This window comes from Arthrobacter sp. SLBN-112, assembly GCF_006715225.1.
Classification (GTDB): Bacteria; Actinomycetota; Actinomycetes; order Actinomycetales; family Micrococcaceae; genus Arthrobacter.
The window spans coordinates 170316-193498 of record NZ_VFMU01000001.1 but is presented as its reverse complement, the minus strand read 5'-3'; the positions used below and the strand labels follow the sequence as shown (position 1 = coordinate 193498).

The following is a 23183-nucleotide window of genomic DNA, read 5'->3' as shown; positions in this document are numbered from 1 at the left end:
CTTCAACGTACCTCGGACGGGTTCAGTTTCAGGCGCCGCAGCAGCTGGGCGTTCAGCGCCACCACGATCGTGGACACCGACATCAGCACCGCTCCGGCCGCGGGGGACAGCACCACCCCGGCGAACGCCAGGACACCCGCGGCCAGTGGCACGGACAGGATGTTGTAGCCGGTGGCCCACACCAGGTTCTGCCACATCTTGCGGTAGCTGGCGCGGGACAGGTCCACCATGGACAGCACGGCGCGCGGATCGTTTCCGGCCAGCACCACCCCGGCGGATTCCATGGCCACGTCCGTGCCGGCGCCGATCGCGATGCCCACCTCTGCGCGGGCCAGCGCCGGTGAGTCGTTGACGCCGTCGCCCACCATGGCCACCTTCAGCCCGCGGGCCTGCAGCTCGGCCACCTTCTTGTCCTTGTCCGCGGGCAGGACTTCGGCGAACACCTCGTCGATGTTCAGGTCCTCGGCCACGGCTTGGGCCACCTGCCGGGCGTCGCCGGTGATCATGCCCACCTTGACGCCGCGGTTCTGCAGCGCTGCCACGGCCTGGCGCGACTCCGCACGCACCGCGTCCTCCAGGCTGACGGCGCCCAGCACGCGGCCGTCGTCGTCAATGACATGCAGGACGGCAGCGCCGCGGTCCATCCACGCCCGGGTGGACTGCGCCAGGGCGGAAGGTTCGACGGCGCCCAGCTCGCGCAGGAGCGCGGGCCCGCCCACGTGCACCGTACGGCCGTCCACGCTGGCTTTGACGCCGCGGCCGGTCAGGGAGGTGGACCCGGTGGCAACCGGAAGGGTGAGGTTGCGTTCGCGGGCCGCGCGGACGATCGCCCGCGCCACGGGATGCTCGCTGTCCGACTCGACGGCGGCGGCCAGGGCCAGCAGCTCATCGGCGTCCACGCCCTCGGCTGCGGCCACGTCCTTCAGCTGCGGTGCGCCCGTGGTGAGCGTGCCGGTCTTGTCGAAGAGGACAACGTCGATGGTGCGCATCCGTTCCAGCGCCATCCGGTTCTTGATCAGCACCCCGGCGCGGGCTGCCTGCTCGGTGGAGATGGCGATCACCAGCGGGATGGCCAGGCCCAGGGCGTGGGGGCAGGCGATGACCAGGACGGTGACGGTGCGGGTGACGGCCTCCGGGATGCTGCCCAGCAGGGTCCAGGCGATGAACGTCAGGACACCCGCGCCGGCGGCAAAGTAGAACAGGAAGGCTGCGGCACGGTCAGCCAGGGCCTGAGCGCGCGAGGAGGACTGCTGTGCCTCGGCCACCAGCCGCTGGATGCCTGCCAGGGCGGTGTCGTCGCCCACGGCGGTGACCCGGACGCGGACGCTGGTGTCGGTGGCCACGGTTCCCGCCACCACGGCGTCTCCGGGACCGCGGGGCACGGTCTTGGATTCGCCGGTGATCATGGATTCGTCGACCTCGGCCTGCCCTTCCACCACTGTTCCGTCGGCCGGCATCCGGGCGCCGGAGCGCACCAGGACCAGGTCGTCAGGCTGGAGTTCGGAAACGGGAACGGTTTCCGTGCCAGTGTCCGTGATGCGCTCCGCTTCGTCAGGCAGCAGCGCGGCGAGGGCATCAAGGGCCCCCTGCGCGGACCCCAGGGCGCGCATCTCGATCCAGTGGCCCAGCAGCATGATGGCCACCAGCAGCGCCAGCTCCCACCAGAAGTCCAGGTCGAAGCCGCCGATTCCCAGGCTGGTGACCCAGGATGCGGCGAATGCCACCGAAATGGCCATGCCGATCAGCAGCATCATGCCCGGGGTGCGGTCCTTCAGCTCCTGCAGGCCGCCCTTGAGGAAAGGCTGGCCGCCGTAGAAGAAGATCACTGTGCCCAGGACCGGCGGAATCCAGGCGGAGCCGGGAAATTCCGGCGGCATGTAACCCAGGAGATGCGCCATCATGGGGCTGAAGTAGACCACCGGGACGGCGAGGGCCAGCGTTAGCCAGAACCGGTTCTTGAACATGGCGGTGCTGTGCCCTGCATGCTGGCCGTGCGTGTGGACGGTATGGTCGTCGTCATGCTGGCCGTGTCCGGCGTGTTCCGTGTGTCCGGCGGGTCCCGGATGGCCGGCACCATGCCCCGGGGGCTCGGTCAGGGTCCCGCTGGGTGGCTGGTCGTGGTCGAGCGGGCCGCCCTGATGGTCTGTATCGTGGTGGTCGTGCATTGGTTCCTCCTTGGAGGCGGTCGCTGCCCGGTGATACCCGGGCCTGCGGAAGTTGTTGGGGGCCGCGCAGGGGCGCGGCCCGCCTTATGCCAGGGAGTAGCCTGCGGCGGCCACGGCCTGGCGAACGTCGGCATCGGACGCCGAACCCTTCACGGTCAGCCGGGACCGGCCGCCGGGGACCAGGTCAACGGACGCCGACGCCACGCCCGCAACCGCGGACACTGCCGTTTCCACCGACCGGACGCAGTGCCCGCAGGTCATGCCCTCCACCCTGAAGTCACGCTGGAAGGAGGCGCCGCCGTCGGAATTTCCGACGGCGGAAGAGGGCTGGTGTGCGGCACGCGCAGGCTGGCTGGTGGGTTGCTCCGCGGTGCCGGCAGGGGTGCAGCAGCTGCAGCCGGAGGAAGCCAGGGGGAGCTGGGGGCGGTTCCCGGTGTTCATGTCAGTTCCAATCCGTTGAGGAATCAAGGGTCGCTGGGGTTGAACGGCTGTGAAGGCGGGTGCAGGCACCAACCGGGACATACCACTTCACTGACAACACTGCCAACATACCCCCTAGGGGTATCTGAGTCAAGGGGCTGCTAGCCTACTTTGCCGCCCAGTGCCATAGGACCTATCGCACTACCTTCCGTTGCCAGGGAAGCCCATACTTGGATTAATGAGGAGAGCCCGCCCGCTGGGGGCTGGCCGTTGCGCGGGAGGTTAACCTGTGACGGAGCTCAGCGACCTTTATACGTATTCGAGTGCACTGGGGGACAGCGAAAGCGACGCCGGCATTTTCAGGGTGAAGATGGGGGCTGCAGGCCCAACGTTCCACTGGTCGGACGGAATGTTCCGGCTGCATGGCTACCAGCGCGGCGAGGTTGTCCCCAGCATGGAACTGATCTTCGCCCACAAGCACCCCAATGACAGGGAGCGGTGCGAAGAGATCCTGGCACAGGTTTCGATGACCGGCGGGTTCTTCTGCATGTACCACCGGATTGTTGATGCCCGCGGCAGGACCCGGCGTGTGCTGACGTCAGGCGAGGCAGTCCTGGGCGTGGATGGATCGGTGGAGGCGTTCGAAGGCGTCACCGTGGACCTCAGCCGGACGCTGCAGCGCGAAACTGAACAGACGGCGCGGGAAGCAGTGGAGGGTGCCACCGCAACCCGCACTGTGATCGACCAGGCCAGGGGCATCCTGATGGGCCAGCTGAAGCTCGGCTCCGACGATGCCTTCCAGATGCTGGTGAGCACCAGCAGCCACCGCAACGTCAAGCTGGTGGTGGTGGCGGCGGAGCTGGTGCAGCTGGCCAATTCTCCTGAAGCGCGGATCTATCTTGACCGGGCCGTGCGGGCCATCTCACTGACCGGACGGGCGGACCACACCGGAGGCCGCCGCGCCGGGTAGCGGCCCCTTCCCGGTAAGATGGGTGCAGGTGCGCCGGGAAGTCTGGTCGGCATGGATTTGCCGAACCCGGATTTAAGGACACCATCATGGACTCCACCACGCCTCCGCCAACACCGCCCACGCCCAGCCGGAACACATTTTTCGGCTCCACTGTCTTTTCACGCGGCAGCTATGCCGAAGCACTGCGGATCGGGGAGATCCTCCGCAAGGAGACCGTAGGTGGTGCACTCCTGGTCGCAGCTGCCGTGATCGCCCTCATCTGGGCCAACTCCCCAGCGTCGGACAGCTACTTTGCCCTTCGTGATTTTAAGGTGGGCTACGAACCGTGGCACCTGGAACTGAGCCTGGGCGCATGGGCGGCGGACGGCCTGCTGGCCATCTTCTTCTTCCTGGTGGGCCTTGAACTCAAACGCGAATTCGTGGCCGGCGACCTGCGGCAGATCAGCAAGTCCATTGTGCCCGTGGCCGCCGCCGTGGGCGGCGTGGTGGTCCCGGCGGTGATTTACGCCGTCGTCAACCTCGCCAGCCCGGAAACACTCCGCGGCTGGGCCATTCCGACGGCCACGGACATTGCTTTTGCCGTGGCTGTGCTGGCCATCATCGGCTCACACTTGCCCAGCGCGCTGCGGATCTTCCTGCTGACGCTGGCCGTGGTGGATGACCTGATTGCCATCAGCATCATCGCGTTCTTCTACTCAAGCGACATCCAGGCCGCACCGCTGCTCCTGGCGCTCATCCCGCTGGCCCTCTATGCCTTCCTGGCGCAGAAGTACCGCCGCTTCTTCGGCCGCCACGTTGCCGCCGCATGGCTGATCCTGTTGCCGCTTGGTGCCCTGACGTGGGCGCTGGTGCACGCGTCCGGCATCCACGCCACCGTGGCCGGCGTGCTGCTTGGGTTCGCCATTCCCGTGATCCGTTCGCAGGCGTCCGGCGGACCCGAGGCCGGTCCCGGGCTGGCCGAGATTTTCGAGCACCGGTTCCGCCCGATCTCCGCCGGCGTGGCCGTTCCCATCTTCGCGTTCTTCTCCGCCGGCGTGGCCGTTGGCGGGTGGGAAGGCCTGGGCTCAGCCCTGTCGGATCCGGTGGCACTGGGCATCATCCTGGGCCTGGTCCTGGGTAAGCCGATCGGCATTTTGGGCACCACGTGGATCCTGACCAAAGCGACCAGGGCCAGCCTGGACAGCTCCTTCAAATGGATCGATGTGTTTGGCGTTGCGCTGCTGGCAGGGATCGGGTTTACCGTCTCCCTGCTGGTGGCAGAGCTCAGCTTTGGCCACGGCAGCCTGCATGACGACCACGCGAAGGTGGGCATCCTGGCTGCCTCGCTGATCGCCGCGCTGCTGGCCACGGCGGTGCTGCGGACGCGGAACCGGCAGTACCGCGTCGCCGAAGAGTTGGAGCAGGTGGACTCGGACCGCGACGGCGTTCCGGACGTCTACCAGGAACGCGCCTGACTCGAAGCTGCCGGCGCTAAGCAGTAGCGAGGGGTTTGGCCTGGGTCTCCGGCATTTGGGTCGCCGCCTTAACCGGGGCACCCGGGACGGCCGGGGGCTCCACGTGGCGGATCTCCAGGGCCTCGGGGTCCAGCAGCTTGCGGGTGCCGGTCCGGGCGTCCAGGATCCAGAAGAGTTCGAGGTGCGGGACGACGTCGGTCACCCGGCCCCGGTGGAAGAGCCTGCCCCTGTGCCACGCCTCGATCTGGTCCCCGATGCGGAGCTGGGCCGTACGTACTCCTTGTGCCTCCATAATGGGCTGCCTCCTGCTGTTGTATCCCCGTAAGCACAGCTTGCCCTGAAGAGGTTGCCGGAGTGTTTCCGCCCCGTGTTTTTTCTGTGTCGGCAGTGGCGGGTGCATCGATCAGAAGCCTGTTCGTCCATCCGTGCCCTCTAGGTTCGGATGTGCGGACAAGCTTCTGATGCGTCGCCGGGCGCGGCAGGCCGGAAGTTAGTCCTCCATGGGGAACGCGACGGCTTCGCCCACAACCCGCAGGCACAGCTCCATGCCGGGCCGGGCGATCGAGGCGTTCCAGTGCCGGATGGTGATCACTTCGCCGCCGCCGGGGTACCGGTGGTCGGCGTGTTCTGCCACTTCCTGGGGGACGTTCAGCTTCAGCCGCACCGTGGTTTCGGGGCCGAAGTAGTCGGTATCCACCACCACGCCGCGGATGGGGCCGTCCTCGGCGATGCGGATCTGTTCCGGCCGCAGCATCAGCTGCACGCGACCCTGCGCCGGCGGCCTGCGCACGGGGATGCCGCCCAGGGAGCAGGTGGCCAGGGACCCTTCCAGCCAGGCGTCCAGGATGACGGCGTCGCCCAGGAACTCGGCGGTGGCCCGGTCCGCGGGGCGGGTGTACACCACAAAGGGGTTGCCGATCTGGGCCAGCTTTCCGCCGCGCATGACGGCCACCTGGTCGGCGAAGGAGAGGGCCTCGGCCTGATCGTGCGTGACCAGGATGGTGGTGACGCCGGCCTCGGCCAGGACCTTGGCCACTGCACGGCGGGTGGCAACGCGGAGCCCGGCGTCCAGGGCGGAGAAGGGCTCGTCCAGGAGCATCAGCTCCGGTTCGCGTGCCAGCGCCCGTGCCAGGGCCACCCGCTGCTGCTGGCCGCCGGAGAGCTGGTGGGGCCGGCGCTTGGCCATGGCGGCATCCAGGGAAACCATCTCCAGGAGTTCGGCCACACGGGCGGCAACGGCGCGGCGGCCGCCCTCGAGCTTGGCGGCATCAAGGCCAAAGGCAACGTTCTGGCCCACCGTGAGGTGCGGGAACAGGGCGCCGTCCTGGGCCACGTAGCCGATGTGCCGCTTGTGCGCGGGAAGCCAGGCACCCTCACCGGCCACGAGGGTTCCGTTCAGGGAGATGCTCCCGGTATCCGGGTGTTCAAACCCGGCGATCAGGCGCAGGAGGGTGGTCTTGCCGGAGCCGGACGGGCCCACGATGGCGGTGGTTCCGCCCTTGGCCACGGACAGGTTGACGCCCTTCAGGACCGCCTGCGGCCCGAAGTTCTTGGTGACGTCCGTTATCTGCAGGTGGCTGTTGGTGGTTGCGGCCACGGAGGGTGCCACCCGCGGCCCGGGCAGCCTGCGGGTTGATGGTGCTGTCACTGTCCGGCTACTTTCTTGGACTGTTGGAAGAGGAGGTAGGTCATGGGGGCCGAAAGCAGGATCATCAGCAGGGCGTAGGGCGCGGCGCCCGCATAGTCGATTTCACTGCTCTTGCTCCAGAACTCGGTGGCCAGGGTCCTGGTGCCGTTGGGGGACAGCAGCAACGTGGCGGTGAGTTCGTTGGCGATGGCAAGGAACACCAGGGCTGCCCCGCCCGCGGCGGCCGGCGCTGTGAGCCGCAGGGTAACGCGGATGAAGGCCAGCAGCGGCGGCTTGCCCAGTGCCTGGGCTGCCTCGTCGAGTTCCTTGGGGGCCTGCGCCAGCCCGGCCCGGAGGTTCACCAGGGCCCGCGGGATGAACAGGAGCACATACGCGGCCACCAGCAGCCCCGCGGTCTGGTACACCCCGGGCACCAGGCGGATGCTCACGGTGACGAACGCCAGGGCCACCACGATGCCCGGCATGGAGCTGGTGACGTAGTTGGACAGCTCCAGCGACTTGCTGAACCAGCCGGGGTGCCGGACGGCGAGGTAAGCCATGGGGAAGGCCACCACGGTGGTGGCTGCGGCGCCGGCAAGCCCGTAGCTGAAGGTGGTGAGGAGGGCCGGCAGGAACTCGGACGCAGTCCAGATGTCCGCCCCGCCGGCCAGGATCCAACGGATGACGTAGAACAGCGGGAGGCCGAACGCCAGGGCGGTCAGTGCCAGCAGGAAAAGCTGCGCGGGCCACTGGTAGGCGTGCAGCGGGAGCCGCAGGGCCTTGCCCTGCACACCGGAACCGATGCGGGCGTAGCGGGCGGTGCCGCGGCTGCGGACCTCGGCCAGCAGCAGGAGCAGGCAGAAGAGCACCAGGACGCTGGCCAGCATGTTTCCGGCTGCGCCGTTGAACGTGGACTGGTACTGGGTCATGATCGCGGTGGTGAAGGTATCGAACCGGATCATGGCGAACGCACCGTATTCGGCCAGCAGGTGCAGGCCCACCAGCAGGGCCCCGCCGGTCATGGCGATCCGGAGCTGGGGGAGCACCACGCGGAAGAAGGTCCGCCAGGCGCCGAGTCCCAGGGCCGCTGCGGACTGCTCAATGGCCGGATCCAGCCGGCTCAGGGTGGCGGCCGCGGGGATGTACACCAGTGGGAAATAGGACAGGGTGGAGATCAGGATGCCCGAGCCCAGGCCGCCAAGTGACGGGACAGCGGTAACCCACGCGTAGCTGTTCACGAACGCCGGGACGGCCAGCGGAGCGGCCAGCAGCACGGCCCAGACCCGGTGGCCGCGCAGTTTGGTCCGCTCCACCAGCCACGCCCCCGCCACGCCAAGCAGCAGGCACAGCGGGATGGTGGCTGCCATCAGGAGCAGGGTGTTCAGCAGCAGTTCGCCCACGCGGGGCCGCAGGATGAGGCCGACGGCGGTGTCCCACCCGGTTGCCACCGTCATGTAGGCCACGTACCCCAGCGGGACGAGGGAGAAGAGGGCGATCAGCACCGCCAGGACGGACACCGCGGAAACGCCGAAAGGCGGGCGGGGGCTGTTGCCCCTGCCCGCCGTCGTCGTACCCCGCCTGGCGGGAGCCGATAGATCGGTGGTCACGAAATTAGAGGAGTCCGGCCTGGGTCATCAGATCGGTGACCTTTTCGGAGTTGAGCTTGGCGGCGTCAACCTTGGGAGCCTGCAGGTCCTTGATGGGAACCAGCTTGTCGTTAGCCGGGACCTCGGAGCCGATGGCGTACTCGAAGGACGTACCGTTCTTGAGGACTTCCTGGCCCTTCTTGCCGGTGATGAACTTCAGGAACTGCTGCGCTGCGGCCGCGTTCTTGGAGGACTTCAGCACGCCGCCGCCGGAGACGGACAGGAAGGCGCCCGGGTCCTGGTTCTTGAAGTAGTACGGGGTGACGTTGCTGGAGTTCTCGCCGGTCTTGGCCTGGTCGCCGTAGTAGTAGTAGTGGTAGATCAGTGCCGCATCCACTTCACCGGCGTTGACGGCCTTCATGGCCGTGCTGTTGCCCTTGTAGGCCTTGGAGTTCTCCTTCATGCCCTTCAGCCACTCCTCGGTGGCGGCCTCGCCCTTCAGTTCCAGCAGTGCGGAGACAATGGCCTGGAAGTCAGCGCCGGTGGGGGAGGCGGCCCACTTGCCCTTCCACTCGGGGTTGGCCAGGTCAAGCATGGACTTGGGCAGCTGGTCCTCGGTGAGCTTGGTCTTGTTGTACACCAGGACGGTGGAACGGGCGGCGATGCCCGTCCACTTGCCGGTGGACGGCGCGAGCTCGGCCGGAACCTGGGCCAGGGTGTCCTTGTCGACGTCGGCGAACAGGCCGGCGTTCTCCACCTGGGTCATGGCGGGGGAGTTTTCGGTGAGGAACACGTCGGCGGGGGACGCCTGGCCTTCCTGGATGATCTGGTTGGACAGCTCCGTGTCCGAGCCCTGGCGCATGGTCACCTTGATGCCGGTTTCCGCCGTGAAGGCATCCACCCATTCCTTGGTGAGGCTCTCGTGCTGGGCGTTGTAGACCGTGATCCCGTCCGAGGCGCCGCCGTTGGAGGCGGCGGCGGAGGAGCTGTTGCCGGAAGGGGTGCCGCCGCCGCAGGCGGTCAGGCCAAGAGCTGCGGTGGCGGCGAGTGCGATGCCGGCCAGCGCGCTGTTGCGGATCTTCATTGAGGCTGCTTTCGGTGGGGAAAAAAGTCTGCTTGAACCTAAGTCCTGGGGCACCGGAAAACAGTGCCTATGTCAGGAAACTGTAGGGTAGGCAAACCTAAGCTCCAAGCCGGAAAGCGCTTTAAGTGATGAGGTTCACATCAATTACGAAAACATGGCGTGACCTAATTACCCCAACTCCTCAACGGCGTCCACGCAGGGCCCGCAACGCCGCCACCGCGCCGACGCCGGCCAGCACCCACAGCCCCGCAACAATGGCCGGATCCATCCAGGAATGGTTCACGTCCACCCGCTTCCCCGCCCTGGATTTGAATCCGTTGCCGGAGAATTCACTGCCGATGCCGATGCCGGTTTCGGTGACGGGGTTGTCCGGCCGCAGCGTGGCCAGGGACTTCAGGTGGTTTTCCCACGCATCCACCCGGTCCGCGGCGATCAGCAGCAGCCAGTGCGCCGCCCGTCCTTCGCTGTAGGTGCGGTAGGCATACCTGCGGATGGCGCCGGAGGCCCCCTTCAGCGGAGCCGAGGTGCCAAAGACGGGCGTCAGCATGGCGTGTTCGATGGACAGTTCGCGGGGCTGCGTTTCAGGCTGCCGGTCGGGGAACTCCCAGTGGGCACCCGTTTCTATGCCGGGCTGCTCGCGTGGGAACGACGGGCGGTCCTTCGGGTCCAGGTCCACGCCCCATCCGGGAATGCGGGCGCGCAGGGCGTCCCGGCTTTCCGGCGGGGTGTTCTTGCGTGCCCGGTAAGGGGTTGCCGGTTCAGTCATTGGTGTTGCACTCCCTTTCAGGCCGTGGCGGAGATGATGAGGGGCTTGATGATGTTGTCCAGCTTGGCCGAGAACATGTGGTACCCCTCGGCGATGTGCTCAAGCGGGATCCGGTGCGTGACCAGCTCGTTGGGCTTGAGGTACCCGTTCCGGATGTGCTCGAACAGCCGCGGCCACTGCCGTTTCACCGGGCACTGGTTCATGCGCAGCGTCAGGCCCTTGTTCACGGCGTCGCCGAATTTCACTGCGCTGAAGATGGGTCCGTATGCACCCACCACGGACACTGTTCCGCCCTTGCGGACCGAGTCGATGGCCCAGTTCAGCGCCACCGGAGAGCCGCCCTGCAGCTTCAGTTTGGAAGCGGTTACGTGCTGCAGGAAGTTCCCGTCCGCCTCGGCCCCCACCGCGTCAATGACCACGTCGGCACCCAGGTAGTCGGTCTGCTTCTTCAGGTGCACCACGATGTCGTCGTACTCGGCAAAGTTGAACGTTTCGGCGTGCGCGAAGGTGCGGGCCTTCTCCAGCCGGTAGTCCAGGTGGTCCACCACGATGACCCGGCCCGCGCCCATCAGCCAGGCCGACTTGGCGGCGAAGAGGCCCACGGGGCCGGCGCCGAACACCACCACCGTGTCGCCTTCGACGATGTCGCCCAGCTGGGCGCCGAAATAGCCGGTGGGCAGGGCATCGGTGAGCAGCACCGCGTCCTCTTCATCCATCCAGTCCGGAATCCTGCTGGGCCCAACGTCCGCGAACGGAACCCGGACGAACTCGGCCTGGCCGCCGTCGTACCCTCCGCAGGTGTGGGAGTAGCCGTAGATGCCGCCCACCGCCGTCGCGTTCGGGTTGACGTTGTGGCAGTTGGAGTAGAGGCCGCGGGCGCAGAACCAGCAGGATCCGCAGTAGACGTTGAAGGGAACCATCACGCGGTCGCCGGGGATCAGGTTCTGCACCGAGGAGCCCACCTGGTGCACCACCCCCGCGAACTCGTGGCCAAACGTGGTGCCCACCCGGGTGTCCGGCATCATGCCGTGGTAGAGGTGAAGGTCCGAGCCGCAGATCGCGCCGGTGGTCACCCGGATTATTGCGTCATTGGGATGCTCAATTTTGGGAATGTCTTTTTCTTCGACCCGGATCTTGTACGGGCCGCGGTACACCATTGCTCGCATTCGTGCCGCCTCTGTGGGTTGGCGGGCAGTGGGAGCGTCCCCTGGCGGGAACCGAACCCCGTTGCTTGAGGCCCCACCGCGATCCTCACAGGCTTCCATCCGGAGCGGATGAGGTCAAGGGTGTCTGCTCCGCTTGGGGAGGACGACGGCGGGTAGGGGCTTAAGGGAGAGGCGTAGCGGGTGAAGGGGGATCAGGATGTCCAGCGACAGTACCGGCGCGGCCGTGACGGGCGCTGCCAAGGCACGTGCCGCCGTCGCGCCCGCGTTCCTGTTGGGGATGGGACTGGGCGGGTTCGTGGACGGAATCGTGCTGCACCAGCTCCTCCAGTGGCACCACATGCTCACCCACACGGAGGCCGGCGGGGCAAAGACGGTCCCCGGCCTTGAGTTGAACACGCTGGCCGACGGGATGTTCCATGGGGCCATGTGGGTGCTGGTGGCTGCCTCGGCAATCCTCACCCTCCGCGCCGGCGGGAGCGGCACCTTGTCCCCGGAATGGGCCTTCCATACCGGACTGGTGCTGCTGGGATGGGGCGTCTTCAACGTGCTCGAAGGCCTGGTGAACCACCAACTCCTGGGCATCCACCACGTCCGGGACGACCTGGGTGGGCCGCTGGCTTGGGACCTCGGGTTCCTGGCCCTGAGTGCTGTCCTGGCCGCTGCGGGCTGGTTGCTGTACCGAACCTCTGCAGGCAGGTTGCCCGCCGGCAATTAGGCAGCGTCAGCTGCGCTGAGCAGCCGGACTGCACCGTGCCCATGCCGGCCGTTCATTGCGGGTCGAAAAACAGTCTGCGTTTGCGTTACTTGTTCGGGTTGGGGTCGCGGACGTCGCCTTCACCGATATCTGCGGCACCCAGGACATCAGCCGCGGGGCCGTGCACCGGCGCGTGCACCCGGACACTCAGCTCCGGGTGGTGCAGGTCCAGGGCAGGGCGCTCGGAGCGGATCCTGGGCAGTGAGGTGAAGTTGTGCCGGGGTGGCGGGCAGGACGTAGCCCATTCCAGCGACGCGCCGAAGCCCCAGGGATCGTCCACGGTGACCTTCTTGCCGGCCCGCCAGGTGATGTAGACGTTCCAGAAGAACGGGATCAGGGACGCCCCCAGGAGGTAGGAGCCCACGGTGGAGAACTGGTTCATGAAGCTGAAGTTGTCCTCCGGCATGTAGTCCGCGTACCGGCGGGGCATACCCAGGACGCCGAGCCAGTGCTGGATCAGGAACGTGGCGTGGAAGCCCAGGAAGAGCATCCAGAAGTGGATCTTGCCCAGGCGTTCATTGAGCATGGTGCCGGTGAACTTGGGCCACCAGAAGTAGAACCCGGCGAACATGGCGAACACCACGGTGCCGAACACCACGTAGTGGAAGTGGGCCACCACAAAGTAGGAGTCCGAGACGTGGAAGTCCATGGGCGGCGACGCCAGGATGATGCCGGTCAGGCCGCCGAAGAGGAACGTGGCCAGGAACCCCATGCTCCACAGCATGGGTGTCTCGAAAGTCAGCGAACCGCCCCACATGGTGCCGATCCAGTTGAAGAACTTCACGCCGGTGGGCACCGCGATGAGCATGGTCATGAAGGCGAAGAAGGGAAGGAACACGGCGCCCGTGACGTACATGTGGTGCGCCCACACCGTCACCGAGAGGGCAGCAATGGCGATGGTGGCGTACACGATGCCCTTGTAGCCGAACAGGGGTTTTCGGCTGAAGACCGGGAAGATCTCGGACACGATGCCGAAGAACGGCAGCGCAATGATGTACACCTCGGGGTGGCCGAAGAACCAGAACAGGTGCTGCCAGAGGATGGCACCGCCATTGTCTGGATCGAAGATGTGGGCACCGAACTTCCGGTCGGCTCCGAGCGCGAACAGGGCGGCGGCCAGCGGCGGGAACGCCATCAGTACCAGGATGGCGGTGACCAGTGTGTTCCAGGTGAAGATGGGCATGCGCCACATGGTGAGCCCCGGGGCGCGCATGCAGATGATGGTGGTGATGAAGTTGACCGAGCCCAGGATGGTGCCGAAGCCGGACAGCGCCAGGCCGAAGACCCACAGGTCACCGCCGATGCCGGGGGTGAAGGTGGTGTTGTTCAGTGGCGCGTAGGCGAACCAGCCGAACGAGGCGGCGCCCTGCGGGGTGATGAACCCGGACACGGCGATGGTGGAGCCGAACAGGAAGAACCAGAACGCCAGCGCGTTCAGGCGGGGGAACGCCACGTCAGGGGCGCCGATCTGCAGCGGCATGATGACGTTGGCGAATCCGGCGAACAGCGGGGTGGCGAACATCAGCAGCATGATGGTGCCGTGCATGGTGAACAGCTGGTTGTACTGTTCCTTGGTCTGCAGGATCTGCATGCCGGGCTCAAACAGCTCGGCGCGGATCAGCAGCGCCATCACTCCGCCGGCGCAGAAGAACACGAAGGACGAGATCAGGTACATGTACCCGATGGTCTTGTGGTCGGTGGAAGTGATCCAGTTGACGACGATGGTGCCTTTGGAGCGCCGGACCACTGCCGGTGCCGCGGTGGCCGCGGTTCCGCCCATTCTCTGGCCTGTGGTGGTCATGTCGGTGCCCTCCTTTACTCTGCTGCTTCCGGGGCCCGCGGTGACGGGGCTGAGAGCGGCTGCCTGACGTATTCCTCGCCGAGGCTGCCGGTGTTGCCCTTGGCCTTCAGGTCGGCCATGTGGCTGTCATAATCCTGCTGGCTTACCACCCGGACCTTGAAGAGCATTTCCGAGTGGTACTCGCCGCAGAGTTCGGCACACTTGCCCATGTATTCGCCGATGCGGTTGGGGGTGATGTTGATGTAGGGGTTGTACTGTTCGTGGCCCGGGTACAGGTCGCGTTTCTGCAGGAAATCCACCACCCAGAACGAATGCTGGACGTCGCGGGACTGGAGGTGCAGTTCCACTTTCTTTCCCACCGGAAGGTAGAGGGTGGGCAGCCGGTCCGGGGTGCCATACTCGCCGGTCAGGTGGGCCTGCTGGCCGGCGTCCTCGTGCACCTGCTCCTTGACGTAGTTGAAATCCCAGGACCATTGCTTGCCGAAGACGTCGATCACGACGTCCGGATCGGGATAGCGTGCATCGATGGCCCGCTGTTCCCGGTCCGTGAAGACGAACAGGACGCCGATGACGATCAGCGGAATGGCCAGGTAGAACACTTCCAGCGGAAGGTTGTAGCTCAGTTGCGCGGGGAACCCTACGGTGTTCTTCCTGCGCCGGTACGCCACGATGACCCAGATCATCAGCCCCCAGGTGATGATGCCCACCACCAGGGCGGCGATCCAGGAGTTGACCCACAGGTCGGTGATCAGTGCCGTGTTGTTGGTGGTGTCGCGGGCTCCGGGCAGGAAGCCGCGGGAAACCAGATCCGAGCAGGAAGTCAGCGCCGGCAGCACCATGAGGCCTGCGCCCAGCCCTGCAAGGCGCCGCATGCTGTGGTTTTTGGATGGCTTGTTACCCACGTATGGTCCCTCCGGCATGCTCCAGAAGCCCAACTGCATGAGCCCGCCACTGGCCCGGGGACCAGCGGGTTGTGTGCCTTACCCTACGCGCGGAGGATGCTGATGGGAAGGGGTTGTGCAGCGGCCGGCAAATCGCCGCCGGGCACCCCCCCACGTGGAAGGACAGCCATGGATTCAGAGAGCATGACCATCGCGGCAGGACAGTTCAGTGCCGGCACGGATAAGGCAAAAAATACGACGGCGGCCGGGCGGCTGATTGCGGAGGCCGCGGCCGCGGGGGCGGACCTGGTGGTCCTCCCCGAGTCCAGCCTGTTCGGCACCAGCGAGGCGGCCACCGCCATTGCGGCAGTCGCGGAGGACCTGGACGGTCCCTTCATCCGGAGCATCGCGGCCTTTGCGAAGGAGCAGTCGATAGCGGTGGTGGTGGGGACCTATGAACGGGTGGAAAGCGGTCTTCCGTACAACACCCTGGTGGCTTTGGACAGCCAAGGGAACATCCGGGGCTGCTACCGGAAGGTCCACCTCTATGATGCGTTCGGGTACCGGGAAAGCGATGGCATCTCGGCGGGCAGCGCGGAGGAACCGTTGGTGTTCAGCCTTGGCGGCTTTCGGTTTGGCGCGTTCACCTGCTACGACCTGCGATTTCCGGAGAGTGCGCGGGCAGCCGTCGACGCCGGAGCGGACATCCTGCTGGTTCCCTCCATGTGGATCCGCGGACCGGGCAAGGAGGACCACTGGTCCACGCTGGCCAAGGCGCGGGCCATCGAGAACACGGCCTACGTCCTGGCGGCCAACCAGTGCGGTACCCTCGCCACCGGCTTCTCGATGGCAGTGGATCCGGCCGGGGTGGTGGTGGCCAACGCGGGTGAGGAACCGGGCCTGATCCTGGCCCGCCTCAGCCGGGAACGGCTGGAGCAGGTGCGCAGGCGGGTGCCGGTACTCGCCAACCGCCGATACGCCGTCGTACCTCTTCCGGAGCCTGCTTCACGCTCGAAGCCGCGCCGCTGAGGCCCGGGGCGCGCGGCTAGCGCGTCCCGGCCCAGACGGACACAGCCCCGGAGTGTCCGGTCACGATGCTTTGGTACACCAGGAACAGTCCGGCCAGGATGCCCAGCGCTGACGTGGCAGGGAGCAGCCAGCGGGATTCCAGGAGCCCGCGAAGGCCCCGGAAGGCAGGCCGGCGCGTCAGGAGTGACCGGAAGGCGGCAATGATCTGGGCAATCACGGCCACCAGGAACAACACCGTGACGTAGCGGAGGAAACTTCCCTGGTGGCCGTGCTCCTCAATGAGCTGGGACACCCCCTTGGCCTTCTCCAACTGTTCGCCGGCTTCCGCTGTAAGGACGGACAGCGGGACCAACAGCAGTGCCAGGACCCCCAGCGGCCAAGCCAGATACCGCCTGCTCCGCCGCAGCAACGCGAACACCACTGCTGCAACCCCGGCCAGCGGGGCCAGGACCACCACGCCGTGGATCAGCAGAATATGGGCCGGAAGGCCGGCGATCTCCAGCACGTGGAACTCCTGTCAGCAGCGGGTGTGTGGGAAAAGATTAAGCGATGCCAGTGGTGCCCAGCAGGCTTCCCACCGCGAACGTGAAGGCCATGGCCAGCGCCCCGCCCACCACCAGCCGGATGGTGGCCTTGCGCTTGGAGCTCCCGCCGATTTTGGCGCTGACGGTGCCGGTCAGCGCGAGCGCCAGGATGACGGCAACAAACGTGACCGGGATCCGTGCCTCTTCGGGCGGGAAGATGATGGCCAGCATGGGCAGTACGGCGCCGACGGTGAAGGCGATGGCGGAGGCGAAGGCTGCGTGCCAGGGGCTGACCACTTCCTCTTCGTCAATGTTCAGTTCGGCGGAGAGGTGGGCCTTCAAAGCATCCTTTGCCGTCAGTTCTTCGGCCACTGTCCGGGCCGTGGCTTCACTGAGTCCCTTGGCCTGGTAGATGTGGGCGAGTTCCGCCAGTTCGCCGTCGGGATCGTCCCTGAGTTCCTGGCGTTCCTTCTCGATCAGGGCCCGCTGGCTGTCACTCTGGCTGCTGACGGAAACGTATTCGCCCAGGGCCATGGACACCGCTCCGCCCACCACGGCGGCCGTACCTGCCACCAGGATGGGTGCCAGGTCATTGGTCACGCCGGCTACGCCCACCACTGTTGCCGCCACGGAGACGATGCCGTCGTTCGCGCCGAGGACGCCGGCGCGCAGCCAGTTCAGGCGGGATGCCACGCTGCTGTCGTGCGGTTCGTCGTGGCTCAGCTTGAGGGTTTCAGACATGCTGGCAGTAAAGCACCGCACGGATCCCAGTGCCACGAAGGTTTGCATCCCCTAACTGCATTTCCGCACAAGGGAAACTAGTGGGCGGCCGCCCTCCTCATAACGGGGACACCCGGAACCTCAGCGCGAAGTGGTTCAGCGTGCCGGGCAGCGGCCGGCCCGGGGACAGCCGGGCGGATTCAAGGGCGAAGGTGTTGTCACGGAGCAGGCGGGCGAGCAGGGCGCTGGTCATCAGCAACACCAGTTGGCGGCCCGGGCACCGCGCGGGGCCATCGCTGAAGGGGACCACGCCCCAGCTTTCGGGGTCCCCGGATACGGCATCCTGCTGCAGCCAGAGTCCCGGATCGAACGAATCGGCCTGGGGGAGCCGCCGGCCGTCACGGTGGAAGTAGGGCACATAGACCAGCACGCCGCAGCGCGCCGGCATGGTCCCGTTGTCCCACTCGACCGGGCGCGAGGTCTGGCGAAGGACCATGGGCGTCGTTGGCCACAGGCGCACGGACTCCAGCACGCAGGCGCGCAGGAACGGCAGGTTCCGGCCACCGGAAGTATCGCCGGCCATCTCCTGCCTGGCCTTCGCCGCCTGGTCAGGGTGCGTGGCCAAGAGCGCCAGGGCCCGGAAGGCTGCTATTCCGGCCGCGTCGAAGGCGAACAGCCATTGCGGGACCTGGTCGCTTGGCGCGGAAGGGTCAGTGTCAGGCCTGCCGCGCATCACGGAGGCCAGGCTGCCGGGGGCAGCGGCGTCGATCCCTGCACGCACCCGCTGGCGGAACTCCGTACGGACATTGTCCCTTCGTGGCTTCAGGCCTGACCAGTTGGCGTCCTTCCGCAGCCGGGCCAGCATGTCAGTCAGCTCGACGTCGTCCCTGGCCGCATCGCCGAACACCACCCGCCGCACGGCGCGGTGCCAGGCGGCAGTGAACAACGGCCAGTCAAGGACCCCGGTATCGGCACTTGCCGCGGCGAGCAGCGCATCGGCTTCCTCATCGATGACCGGCAGGAAGGAGTCCGCCAACCGGTGGACCGGACTTGAAGTATCCAGCGCCTGCTCCTGCAGCGCGCGGCGGGCACTCCTGTCGGCCCCGGTGGAAACCAGGACGTTCCGGGGCTCGAAGTGCGCCAGTGCGCCCCGTTTTTCGCTGCTCGCAGAGGAGAAAGGTTCCGGTGTTTCGGCCAGGACCCGGTGGAGCTGATCCGGACGCAGGACCAGCGCCTGCTTCCGGAAGGGGAGCCGGAGCAGCACCGGTCCAGCAGGATACTTGCCGTCCAGCTTCTGCATCCGGGCCACCGCCCGCCGGTCAAGGTCCAGCCGGTCTGCAACGGCCTCAGCCCGGGGCCGCCGGATCAGGGGACCTTTGGCCGCCGTCGGAAGGAAAACGTCCAGCATAAACAACACTGTGTCGCGGATGCCGGCCTGGGGTAGCGGACTCATGGTGCCTGCCTTGCTCTCGGGAGGATAACCGTGACGTACCCTTCCAAGGCACAGCTACACGGGGCCGCGGCGCCAAAGAACTGCTGCCCCAGGCTTACCGGCCAGCCGACGGGCCGATGGGTCCCATGCCCTTCATCTGGTCCGCGTACGGTGCATGCAACGGCGGCTTCTCGGCGATCATTTCGTTGCAGGCCAGGGCCAGCAGATCGCGCTGGATGACGGGCAGGGAGATGAGGCCCTGCAGGTAGGCCTGGACCTCGTACTCACCTGCGGAACCGGTCATGCTGAAGTAGCGCAGCCATAATTCACCTACTGTGATGTCAGCCGCAGTCAACGCATCCTTAAGCTGGCCGCGCTGCTCCGGTTCATGCGGATCAAACCCCACCGCTACCCCCTACAAGCCTGCAGGCGGCACCCTGGTGGCCAGCTGCTCACTGGCCTCAACCAGGGTGGCACCTGACACCCGCGCGTTTTGGATCAATTGCTGTAGGGCCCGTTCATGGCTGATGCCCTGCCGCTCCATCAGCATCCCGCAGGCACGATTGATGGTGTCCCGGCTGGCCAAGCTCGCCTTAAGGCTTTCTGCCATCCGGAGCGGGGCTTCGGTTCCCTGGATGTGGGCCAGCAGGGTGGCTGCAGTTTCGGCAAAAAGGGCCAGGGCTCGCCCCGTTGATTCGTCATATTGGCCTGGCAGCGCCGAATAGATCTTGAAGGCACCCAGCGCTTCCTTGCCGGCCATCAGCGGCGCGCTCACCACTGACCGGACCGGGAGTGACGCCACTGCGGATTGCCATCGCGGCCAACGGGTATCGGTTTGGAGGTCGTCGATGATGACCACTTTTCCGGCCGCCCAGGCCGTAAGGCAGGGGCCCTCGCCCAGCTCGTACTGGGCAGCGTCCAGCTTCTCCACCAGGGAATCGGTGGCGGCGCTGCTGGTGCGCTTGCCGTTGGCATCCAGCAAGGACACCCCGGCACCTGGACTGCCCGGCAGCGACTCCTTGATGGCCTGGGCCAGGAGTGCGACCGCGCGGTCCACCTTCTCCTCCGTCAGCAGGAGCCCGCGGATGCGGGCCACGGCCGTGGTCAGATCGTCCAGCGGCAACTGTGTCATCCCGGCACCGGGTCATCCTGGTCAGGGATCTCCATCTGGAACCCGCAGGCGCAGCGAAGCACGCTGGTTGCCAGGTACACGCCCAGGGCCTCGGGCAGCCGCTCGCTCAAGTAGCTGCCGTGGATGCTGCGCATCTCGGCGCCGGCGGCCCCCATCGGCTGGCCACAATGCATGTAATGGCCGTTGACATACAGCACGTCGAACTGCGTGGACATCAGGCCACCGCCGGGTAACTGCTGAGGATGTAATCGGCCGCGGCGGCGCCGGTCATCCGCAGGTGGCTGTTCCGGACGTCCACGCCGCAGCGCAGCATGCCTGCCCGGAAGGCCTGGTCGGATTTTGGCGCCCGGCCGTGCAGGGCCGCCCAGCTCACATACAGGCCGTAGAGGCAGTCGGGACCCAGGGGAAATTCATCGAAGGGGTCCGGGTGCGTGGCTTCGTCAAGGAACTGCTGGAATTGCGATAATGCCATCTCAAAGGCTCTTTCGCTTCTGCATCCTGCGCCGCCGTTGCACTACAGCAGCTACTCCACGCCGGCCTGAGCAGAGGGCCGGGGGAGGACGGGGCATGATTCCCGTCACAAGTTCGAATTTACCTGAGCAGTCGGGGGATGTACAGCGGGTCAGCCAGAAGCCCTGTACCAACGGCAATCCTTTAGGTACCGTAAAACAAGTAAGCGTACTTACTAAGTTCCAAGAAGGACCTCAACAGCATGGGAGGAACCATGAACGACTCACCCCAGGACACTAATGTTCCCCGCCACAGCGACCTGCCCCTTCCGGATTACGACCATCTGCCGGTAGGAACGCTGCCTACGCGGATCACGGGCCTGACGGAAGCGGACGTGCACCAACTGATCAGCTACGAGAAGGCGCACGGGAACCGGCTGCCCGTCCTGCAGGTCCTGGAGCAGCGCCTTCAGGCCTTGCAGAATGGGGCGGAGCCAAGCGGTACGCAGACCCCGCCCACGCCCGAGGTGTCGGGCGGCCAGGGTTCGCAGCAGCCTGCCAGCGTACCCGGCCCGCCCGTCAATCCGCCGTCCCAGGGCGTTCCAACAAATCCCGCACAGCCGCGTTAACCGGACCTTGAAGGCAGGGCGCGCGGAGATGGCGGATGAAGAGCACGACGACGCCGGGCGCCTTCGTGCCGGCGTCCGGTCGCGCGAGGCGGAGCTGGAGCGCCGGCTGGCGGAGTGGGTGCGCATCCCGGGGATCCTGGGCGTACCCGAACACTCCCAGGACCTGCTCCGCTCCGCCAACTGGCTCGCCGCCGAATTCCGCGAAGTGGGCTTCCCCGCGGTGGAGGTGCTGCCCACGGGGGAGTCCCACGCCGTGTACGCAGAGTGGTGCCGGGCTCCCGGAGCGCCCACGGTCCTGGTTTACAGCCATCACGACGTCCGCGAGGTAAAGCCGGAGAACTGGGCAATGACGGCGCCCTTTGAACCGGTACTCCGCAAAGGCCGGCTGTACGGCCGGGGAAGCTCGGACGCCAAGGGCCAGATCCTGGCGCACCTGGAGGGGCTCCGTGCCCATCTGCAGGGAACGGGCATGCCGACGATCAACCTGAAGTTCCTCATCGAGGGGGAGGAAGAAGGCGGCTCACCGCACCTGGCCAAGCTGCTGGAGGACAACGCGGAACGGTTCGCCGCAGACCTGGTCCTCTTCTCCGACACCCTCCTCTGGCACGCCCGGCACCCGGCCGTTTGTGTCAGCCTCCGCGGGATGCTCAGTGTGCACCTGGAGGTGTACGGGCCGGAACGGGACGTGCACAGCGGCGCGGTGTCCGGCAACGCGCCCAACCCCGCCTTTGAGCTCGGCCGGCTGCTGGGGCTCCTCCATGACCAGGACGGCCGGGTGGCTGTTCCGGGTTTTTACGACGACGTGGAGCCGGACCCGGGCGGCCTCCGGAACGCGCTGGCGGACCTGCCCTTCAGCGAGGAGGACTGGCTGGAACGCTCCGAAACCGGCGCAATCACCGGCGAGGAGGGGTACACGGTGCTGGAGCGGCTGTGGCTGCGTCCCGCCGTCGAGGTCACCTCCATCATCGCCGGCGACCCGCTGGGCGTGTCCCGCGCAGCCGTTCCCGCTGTTGCCTCGGCGGACCTCAGTTTCCGGACCGTCCCGGGCCAGCGCCTGGAAAAGATCGCGGAGCAGCTGCAGGAGTGGGTGGCCGGCACCATCGGCGACGCCTACGGGTTCAGCCTGGTCCCGGACCTGGAGACGGCGCAGGAGCCCTACCTCACGCCGGACCATCCAGCCGTCACCGTCCTGGAAAAGGCCATGACGCGGGGCTTCAACGCCAAACGGGCGGGGCGGATGGGCAACGCCGGCGGGGGACCCGCAGAGCTGCTGGGACGCAGCCTCGCGGCGCCCGTACTCTTCTTTGGCACCGGGCTGGTGGAGGACCACTGGCACGACAGCGACGAGAGCGCCAGCCTTGAGGTCCTGATGGACGGGGCCGTGACGCTGGCCTGCTTCTGGGACGGGCTTGCAACTATGCAATGGGAGAAGGGCGACGACGATGGACACCTACGGCAATGAGGGCACCGGCGGCGCCGGCGCGGGTAAGCGGACGTTCGGCATCGAGGAGGAGCTGCTCCTGGTGGACCCCGCGAACGGGGAAGCCGTGCCCATGGCAGGAGAGCTCCTGAACCTCTACGTCCGCCCCCTGGAAGCCGGGGCCGGGCCCGTCCTCACCGCCGAGTTCCAGCAGGAAATGATCGAGGTTGTCACCCCGCCGCACGCCACTTTGGCGGCGCTTGGGCAGGACATCGTGGCAGGACGGGCCATCGCCCACCAGGCAGCAGAGGACGTCGGCGTCCGGGTGGCCGCCCTGGGCACCTCCCCGCTCCCCGCCGATCCCCACCCCGTACAGCTGCGCAGGTTCAAGGCAATGACAGAGGAGTACGGCCTGACCGCAAGGGAACAGCTCACCTGCGGCTGCCACATCCACGTCTCCGTGGAGTCCCCGGAGGAAGCCGTGGCCGTGCTGGACCGGATCCGCATCTGGCTGCCGGTGCTCATCGCGCTCAGCACCAACTCACCGTTCTGGCACGGCAGGGACAGCGGCTACGCCAGCTACCGCTCCCAGGTGTGGAACCGCTGGCCCTCCGCCGGGCCGCTGGACATCCTGGGCACTCCGGACGCCTACCACCAGCTGGTGCACGACATGGTGAGCACCGGCGTCGCCCTGGACGAGGGCATGATCTACTTTGACGCCCGCCTCTCCCGGCACTACCCCACAGTGGAGATCCGGGTGGCCGACGTATGCCTGCGGCCGGAGAACACCATGCTGCTGGCGGGCATCGCCAGGGGCCTGGTGGAAACGGCGGCCCGCGAATGGCGGGAGGGGACGCCACCGGTGGCGGTGCCGTCAGCGCTGCTCCGGCTGGCCGCCTGGAAAGCCAGCCGCTGGGGCCTCAAGGGTGAGTTGCTCGATCCCCAAACGCACCGCCCGGCGCCCGCGCTCGCCGTCGTAAATTCCCTGCTGAACCATATCCGCGGGGCACTGGAGGACATGGATGACCTGCACCGGGTGGAGGACCTGGTGGACAGGGTGCTCGCCGGGGGCACCGGAGCGGTACGGCAGATCGAGGTGCTGCACCGGACCGGGGACCTGGAGAGCGTGGTCCGTGACGCTGCGGACTGCACCGTCTCTTAAAGCCGGCGCGGC

Annotated in this window: 24 protein-coding genes; 7 read left to right on the top strand and 17 right to left on the bottom strand. The window is 66.8% G+C overall.

Annotated elements, in window-relative coordinates; all coding sequences use genetic code 11:
• Positions 1–2 precede the first annotated feature (2 nt).
• Positions 3–2165, bottom strand: a complete 2163-nt coding sequence (locus FBY33_RS00985) for a copper-translocating P-type ATPase (protein WP_142028900.1) — start codon at positions 2163–2165, stop codon at positions 3–5.
• Between the two features lie 84 nt (positions 2166–2249).
• Entirely contained in the window at positions 2250–2606 is a 357-nt protein-coding gene (locus FBY33_RS00980; protein WP_142028899.1) for a heavy-metal-associated domain-containing protein, read from the bottom strand.
• 268 nt (positions 2607–2874) lie between these two features.
• Between FBY33_RS00980 and FBY33_RS00975 the strand changes: the two genes are divergently transcribed.
• Together FBY33_RS00975 and nhaA are read left to right on the top strand one after the other, a co-directional pair.
• The gene (locus tag FBY33_RS00975) at positions 2875–3555 is read left to right on the top strand and encodes a PAS and ANTAR domain-containing protein (protein ID WP_142028898.1); all 681 of its coding nucleotides are present in this window, start codon (positions 2875–2877) and stop codon (positions 3553–3555) included.
• Between the two features lie 86 nt (positions 3556–3641).
• Positions 3642–5009: a Na+/H+ antiporter NhaA gene (nhaA, locus tag FBY33_RS00970; RefSeq protein WP_142028897.1), complete on the top strand. Its 1368-nt coding sequence runs from the start codon at positions 3642–3644 to the stop codon at positions 5007–5009.
• 16 nt (positions 5010–5025) lie between these two features.
• Here nhaA and FBY33_RS00965 read toward each other — a convergent pair whose 3' ends face one another.
• The 6 genes from FBY33_RS00965 to FBY33_RS00940 form a co-directional block, all read right to left on the bottom strand.
• Complete coding sequence (locus FBY33_RS00965) at positions 5026–5301, bottom strand: hypothetical protein (RefSeq protein ID WP_142028896.1); 276 nt, start codon at positions 5299–5301, stop codon at positions 5026–5028.
• 198 nt (positions 5302–5499) lie between these two features.
• A complete protein-coding gene (locus tag FBY33_RS00960; RefSeq protein WP_200831289.1) occupies positions 5500–6657 on the bottom strand; it encodes an ABC transporter ATP-binding protein in 1158 nt (385 codons plus the stop codon).
• A complete protein-coding gene (locus tag FBY33_RS00955; protein WP_200831288.1) occupies positions 6654–8243 on the bottom strand; it encodes an ABC transporter permease in 1590 nt (529 codons plus the stop codon). The genes FBY33_RS00960 and FBY33_RS00955 overlap by 4 nt, the downstream gene beginning before the upstream one ends.
• Positions 8244–8247: 4 nt before the next feature.
• On the bottom strand, positions 8248–9306 hold the full coding sequence (locus FBY33_RS00950; protein ID WP_142028895.1) for an iron ABC transporter substrate-binding protein: 1059 nt from the start codon (positions 9304–9306) through the stop codon (positions 8248–8250).
• Between the two features lie 181 nt (positions 9307–9487).
• Positions 9488–10072 carry a hypothetical protein gene (locus FBY33_RS00945; protein ID WP_142028894.1) on the bottom strand — a complete coding sequence of 195 codons (585 nt, stop codon included), beginning with the start codon at positions 10070–10072 and terminating at the stop codon, positions 9488–9490.
• 17 nt (positions 10073–10089) lie between these two features.
• On the bottom strand, positions 10090–11238 hold the full coding sequence (locus tag FBY33_RS00940; RefSeq protein ID WP_142028893.1) for a zinc-dependent alcohol dehydrogenase: 1149 nt from the start codon (positions 11236–11238) through the stop codon (positions 10090–10092).
• A 196-nt stretch (positions 11239–11434) separates the two neighbouring features.
• Here FBY33_RS00940 and FBY33_RS00935 point away from each other — a divergent pair, with 196 nt between their 5' ends.
• Positions 11435–11953, top strand: coding sequence for a DUF2243 domain-containing protein (locus FBY33_RS00935; protein ID WP_142028892.1), 519 nt, complete (start codon positions 11435–11437; stop codon positions 11951–11953).
• A gap of 85 nt (positions 11954–12038) precedes the next feature.
• On the opposite strand, the gene ctaD is transcribed toward FBY33_RS00935, so the two are convergent.
• Entirely contained in the window at positions 12039–13793 is a 1755-nt protein-coding gene (gene ctaD, locus FBY33_RS00930) for an aa3-type cytochrome oxidase subunit I (protein ID WP_235010267.1), read from the bottom strand.
• Between the two features lie 14 nt (positions 13794–13807).
• Positions 13808–14665, bottom strand: a complete 858-nt coding sequence (ctaC, locus tag FBY33_RS00925; RefSeq protein ID WP_142028891.1) for an aa3-type cytochrome oxidase subunit II — start codon at positions 14663–14665, stop codon at positions 13808–13810.
• Positions 14666–14863: 198 nt separating this feature from the next.
• Here ctaC and FBY33_RS00920 point away from each other — a divergent pair, with 198 nt between their 5' ends.
• Positions 14864–15703, top strand: coding sequence for a carbon-nitrogen hydrolase family protein (locus tag FBY33_RS00920; RefSeq protein WP_235010265.1), 840 nt, complete (start codon positions 14864–14866; stop codon positions 15701–15703).
• 16 nt (positions 15704–15719) lie between these two features.
• Here FBY33_RS00920 and FBY33_RS00915 read toward each other — a convergent pair whose 3' ends face one another.
• The 7 genes from FBY33_RS00915 to FBY33_RS00885 all read right to left on the bottom strand — a co-directional run bounded on the left by FBY33_RS00915 (position 15720) and on the right by FBY33_RS00885 (position 19983).
• Positions 15720–16208: a hypothetical protein gene (locus tag FBY33_RS00915; RefSeq protein WP_142028890.1), complete on the bottom strand. Its 489-nt coding sequence runs from the start codon at positions 16206–16208 to the stop codon at positions 15720–15722.
• A 37-nt stretch (positions 16209–16245) separates the two neighbouring features.
• The gene (locus FBY33_RS00910) at positions 16246–16968 is read right to left on the bottom strand and encodes a VIT1/CCC1 transporter family protein (protein WP_142028889.1); all 723 of its coding nucleotides are present in this window, start codon (positions 16966–16968) and stop codon (positions 16246–16248) included.
• A gap of 97 nt (positions 16969–17065) precedes the next feature.
• On the bottom strand, positions 17066–18400 hold the full coding sequence (locus tag FBY33_RS00905; protein WP_142028888.1) for a cytochrome P450: 1335 nt from the start codon (positions 18398–18400) through the stop codon (positions 17066–17068).
• 94 nt (positions 18401–18494) lie between these two features.
• A complete protein-coding gene (locus tag FBY33_RS00900; protein WP_142028887.1) occupies positions 18495–18785 on the bottom strand; it encodes a hypothetical protein in 291 nt (96 codons plus the stop codon).
• 9 nt (positions 18786–18794) lie between these two features.
• The gene (locus tag FBY33_RS00895) at positions 18795–19511 is read right to left on the bottom strand and encodes a GAF and ANTAR domain-containing protein (RefSeq protein WP_142028886.1); all 717 of its coding nucleotides are present in this window, start codon (positions 19509–19511) and stop codon (positions 18795–18797) included.
• Positions 19508–19726: a hypothetical protein gene (locus FBY33_RS00890; RefSeq protein ID WP_142028885.1), complete on the bottom strand. Its 219-nt coding sequence runs from the start codon at positions 19724–19726 to the stop codon at positions 19508–19510. The genes FBY33_RS00895 and FBY33_RS00890 overlap by 4 nt, the downstream gene beginning before the upstream one ends.
• Positions 19726–19983, bottom strand: coding sequence for a hypothetical protein (locus FBY33_RS00885; RefSeq protein ID WP_142028884.1), 258 nt, complete (start codon positions 19981–19983; stop codon positions 19726–19728). The genes FBY33_RS00890 and FBY33_RS00885 overlap by 1 nt, the downstream gene beginning before the upstream one ends.
• 252 nt (positions 19984–20235) lie before the next feature.
• On the opposite strand from FBY33_RS00885, the gene FBY33_RS00880 reads away from it, so the two are divergent.
• The 3 genes from FBY33_RS00880 to FBY33_RS00870 are packed head-to-tail and all read left to right on the top strand — an operon-like array spanning position 20236 to position 23171.
• On the top strand, positions 20236–20589 hold the full coding sequence (locus FBY33_RS00880) for a hypothetical protein (RefSeq protein ID WP_142028883.1): 354 nt from the start codon (positions 20236–20238) through the stop codon (positions 20587–20589).
• Between the two features lie 28 nt (positions 20590–20617).
• On the top strand, positions 20618–22051 hold the full coding sequence (locus FBY33_RS00875) for a M20/M25/M40 family metallo-hydrolase (protein WP_142028882.1): 1434 nt from the start codon (positions 20618–20620) through the stop codon (positions 22049–22051).
• Positions 22032–23171: a carboxylate-amine ligase gene (locus tag FBY33_RS00870; protein WP_142028881.1), complete on the top strand. Its 1140-nt coding sequence runs from the start codon at positions 22032–22034 to the stop codon at positions 23169–23171. The genes FBY33_RS00875 and FBY33_RS00870 overlap by 20 nt, the downstream gene beginning before the upstream one ends.
• Positions 23172–23183 lie beyond the last annotated feature (12 nt).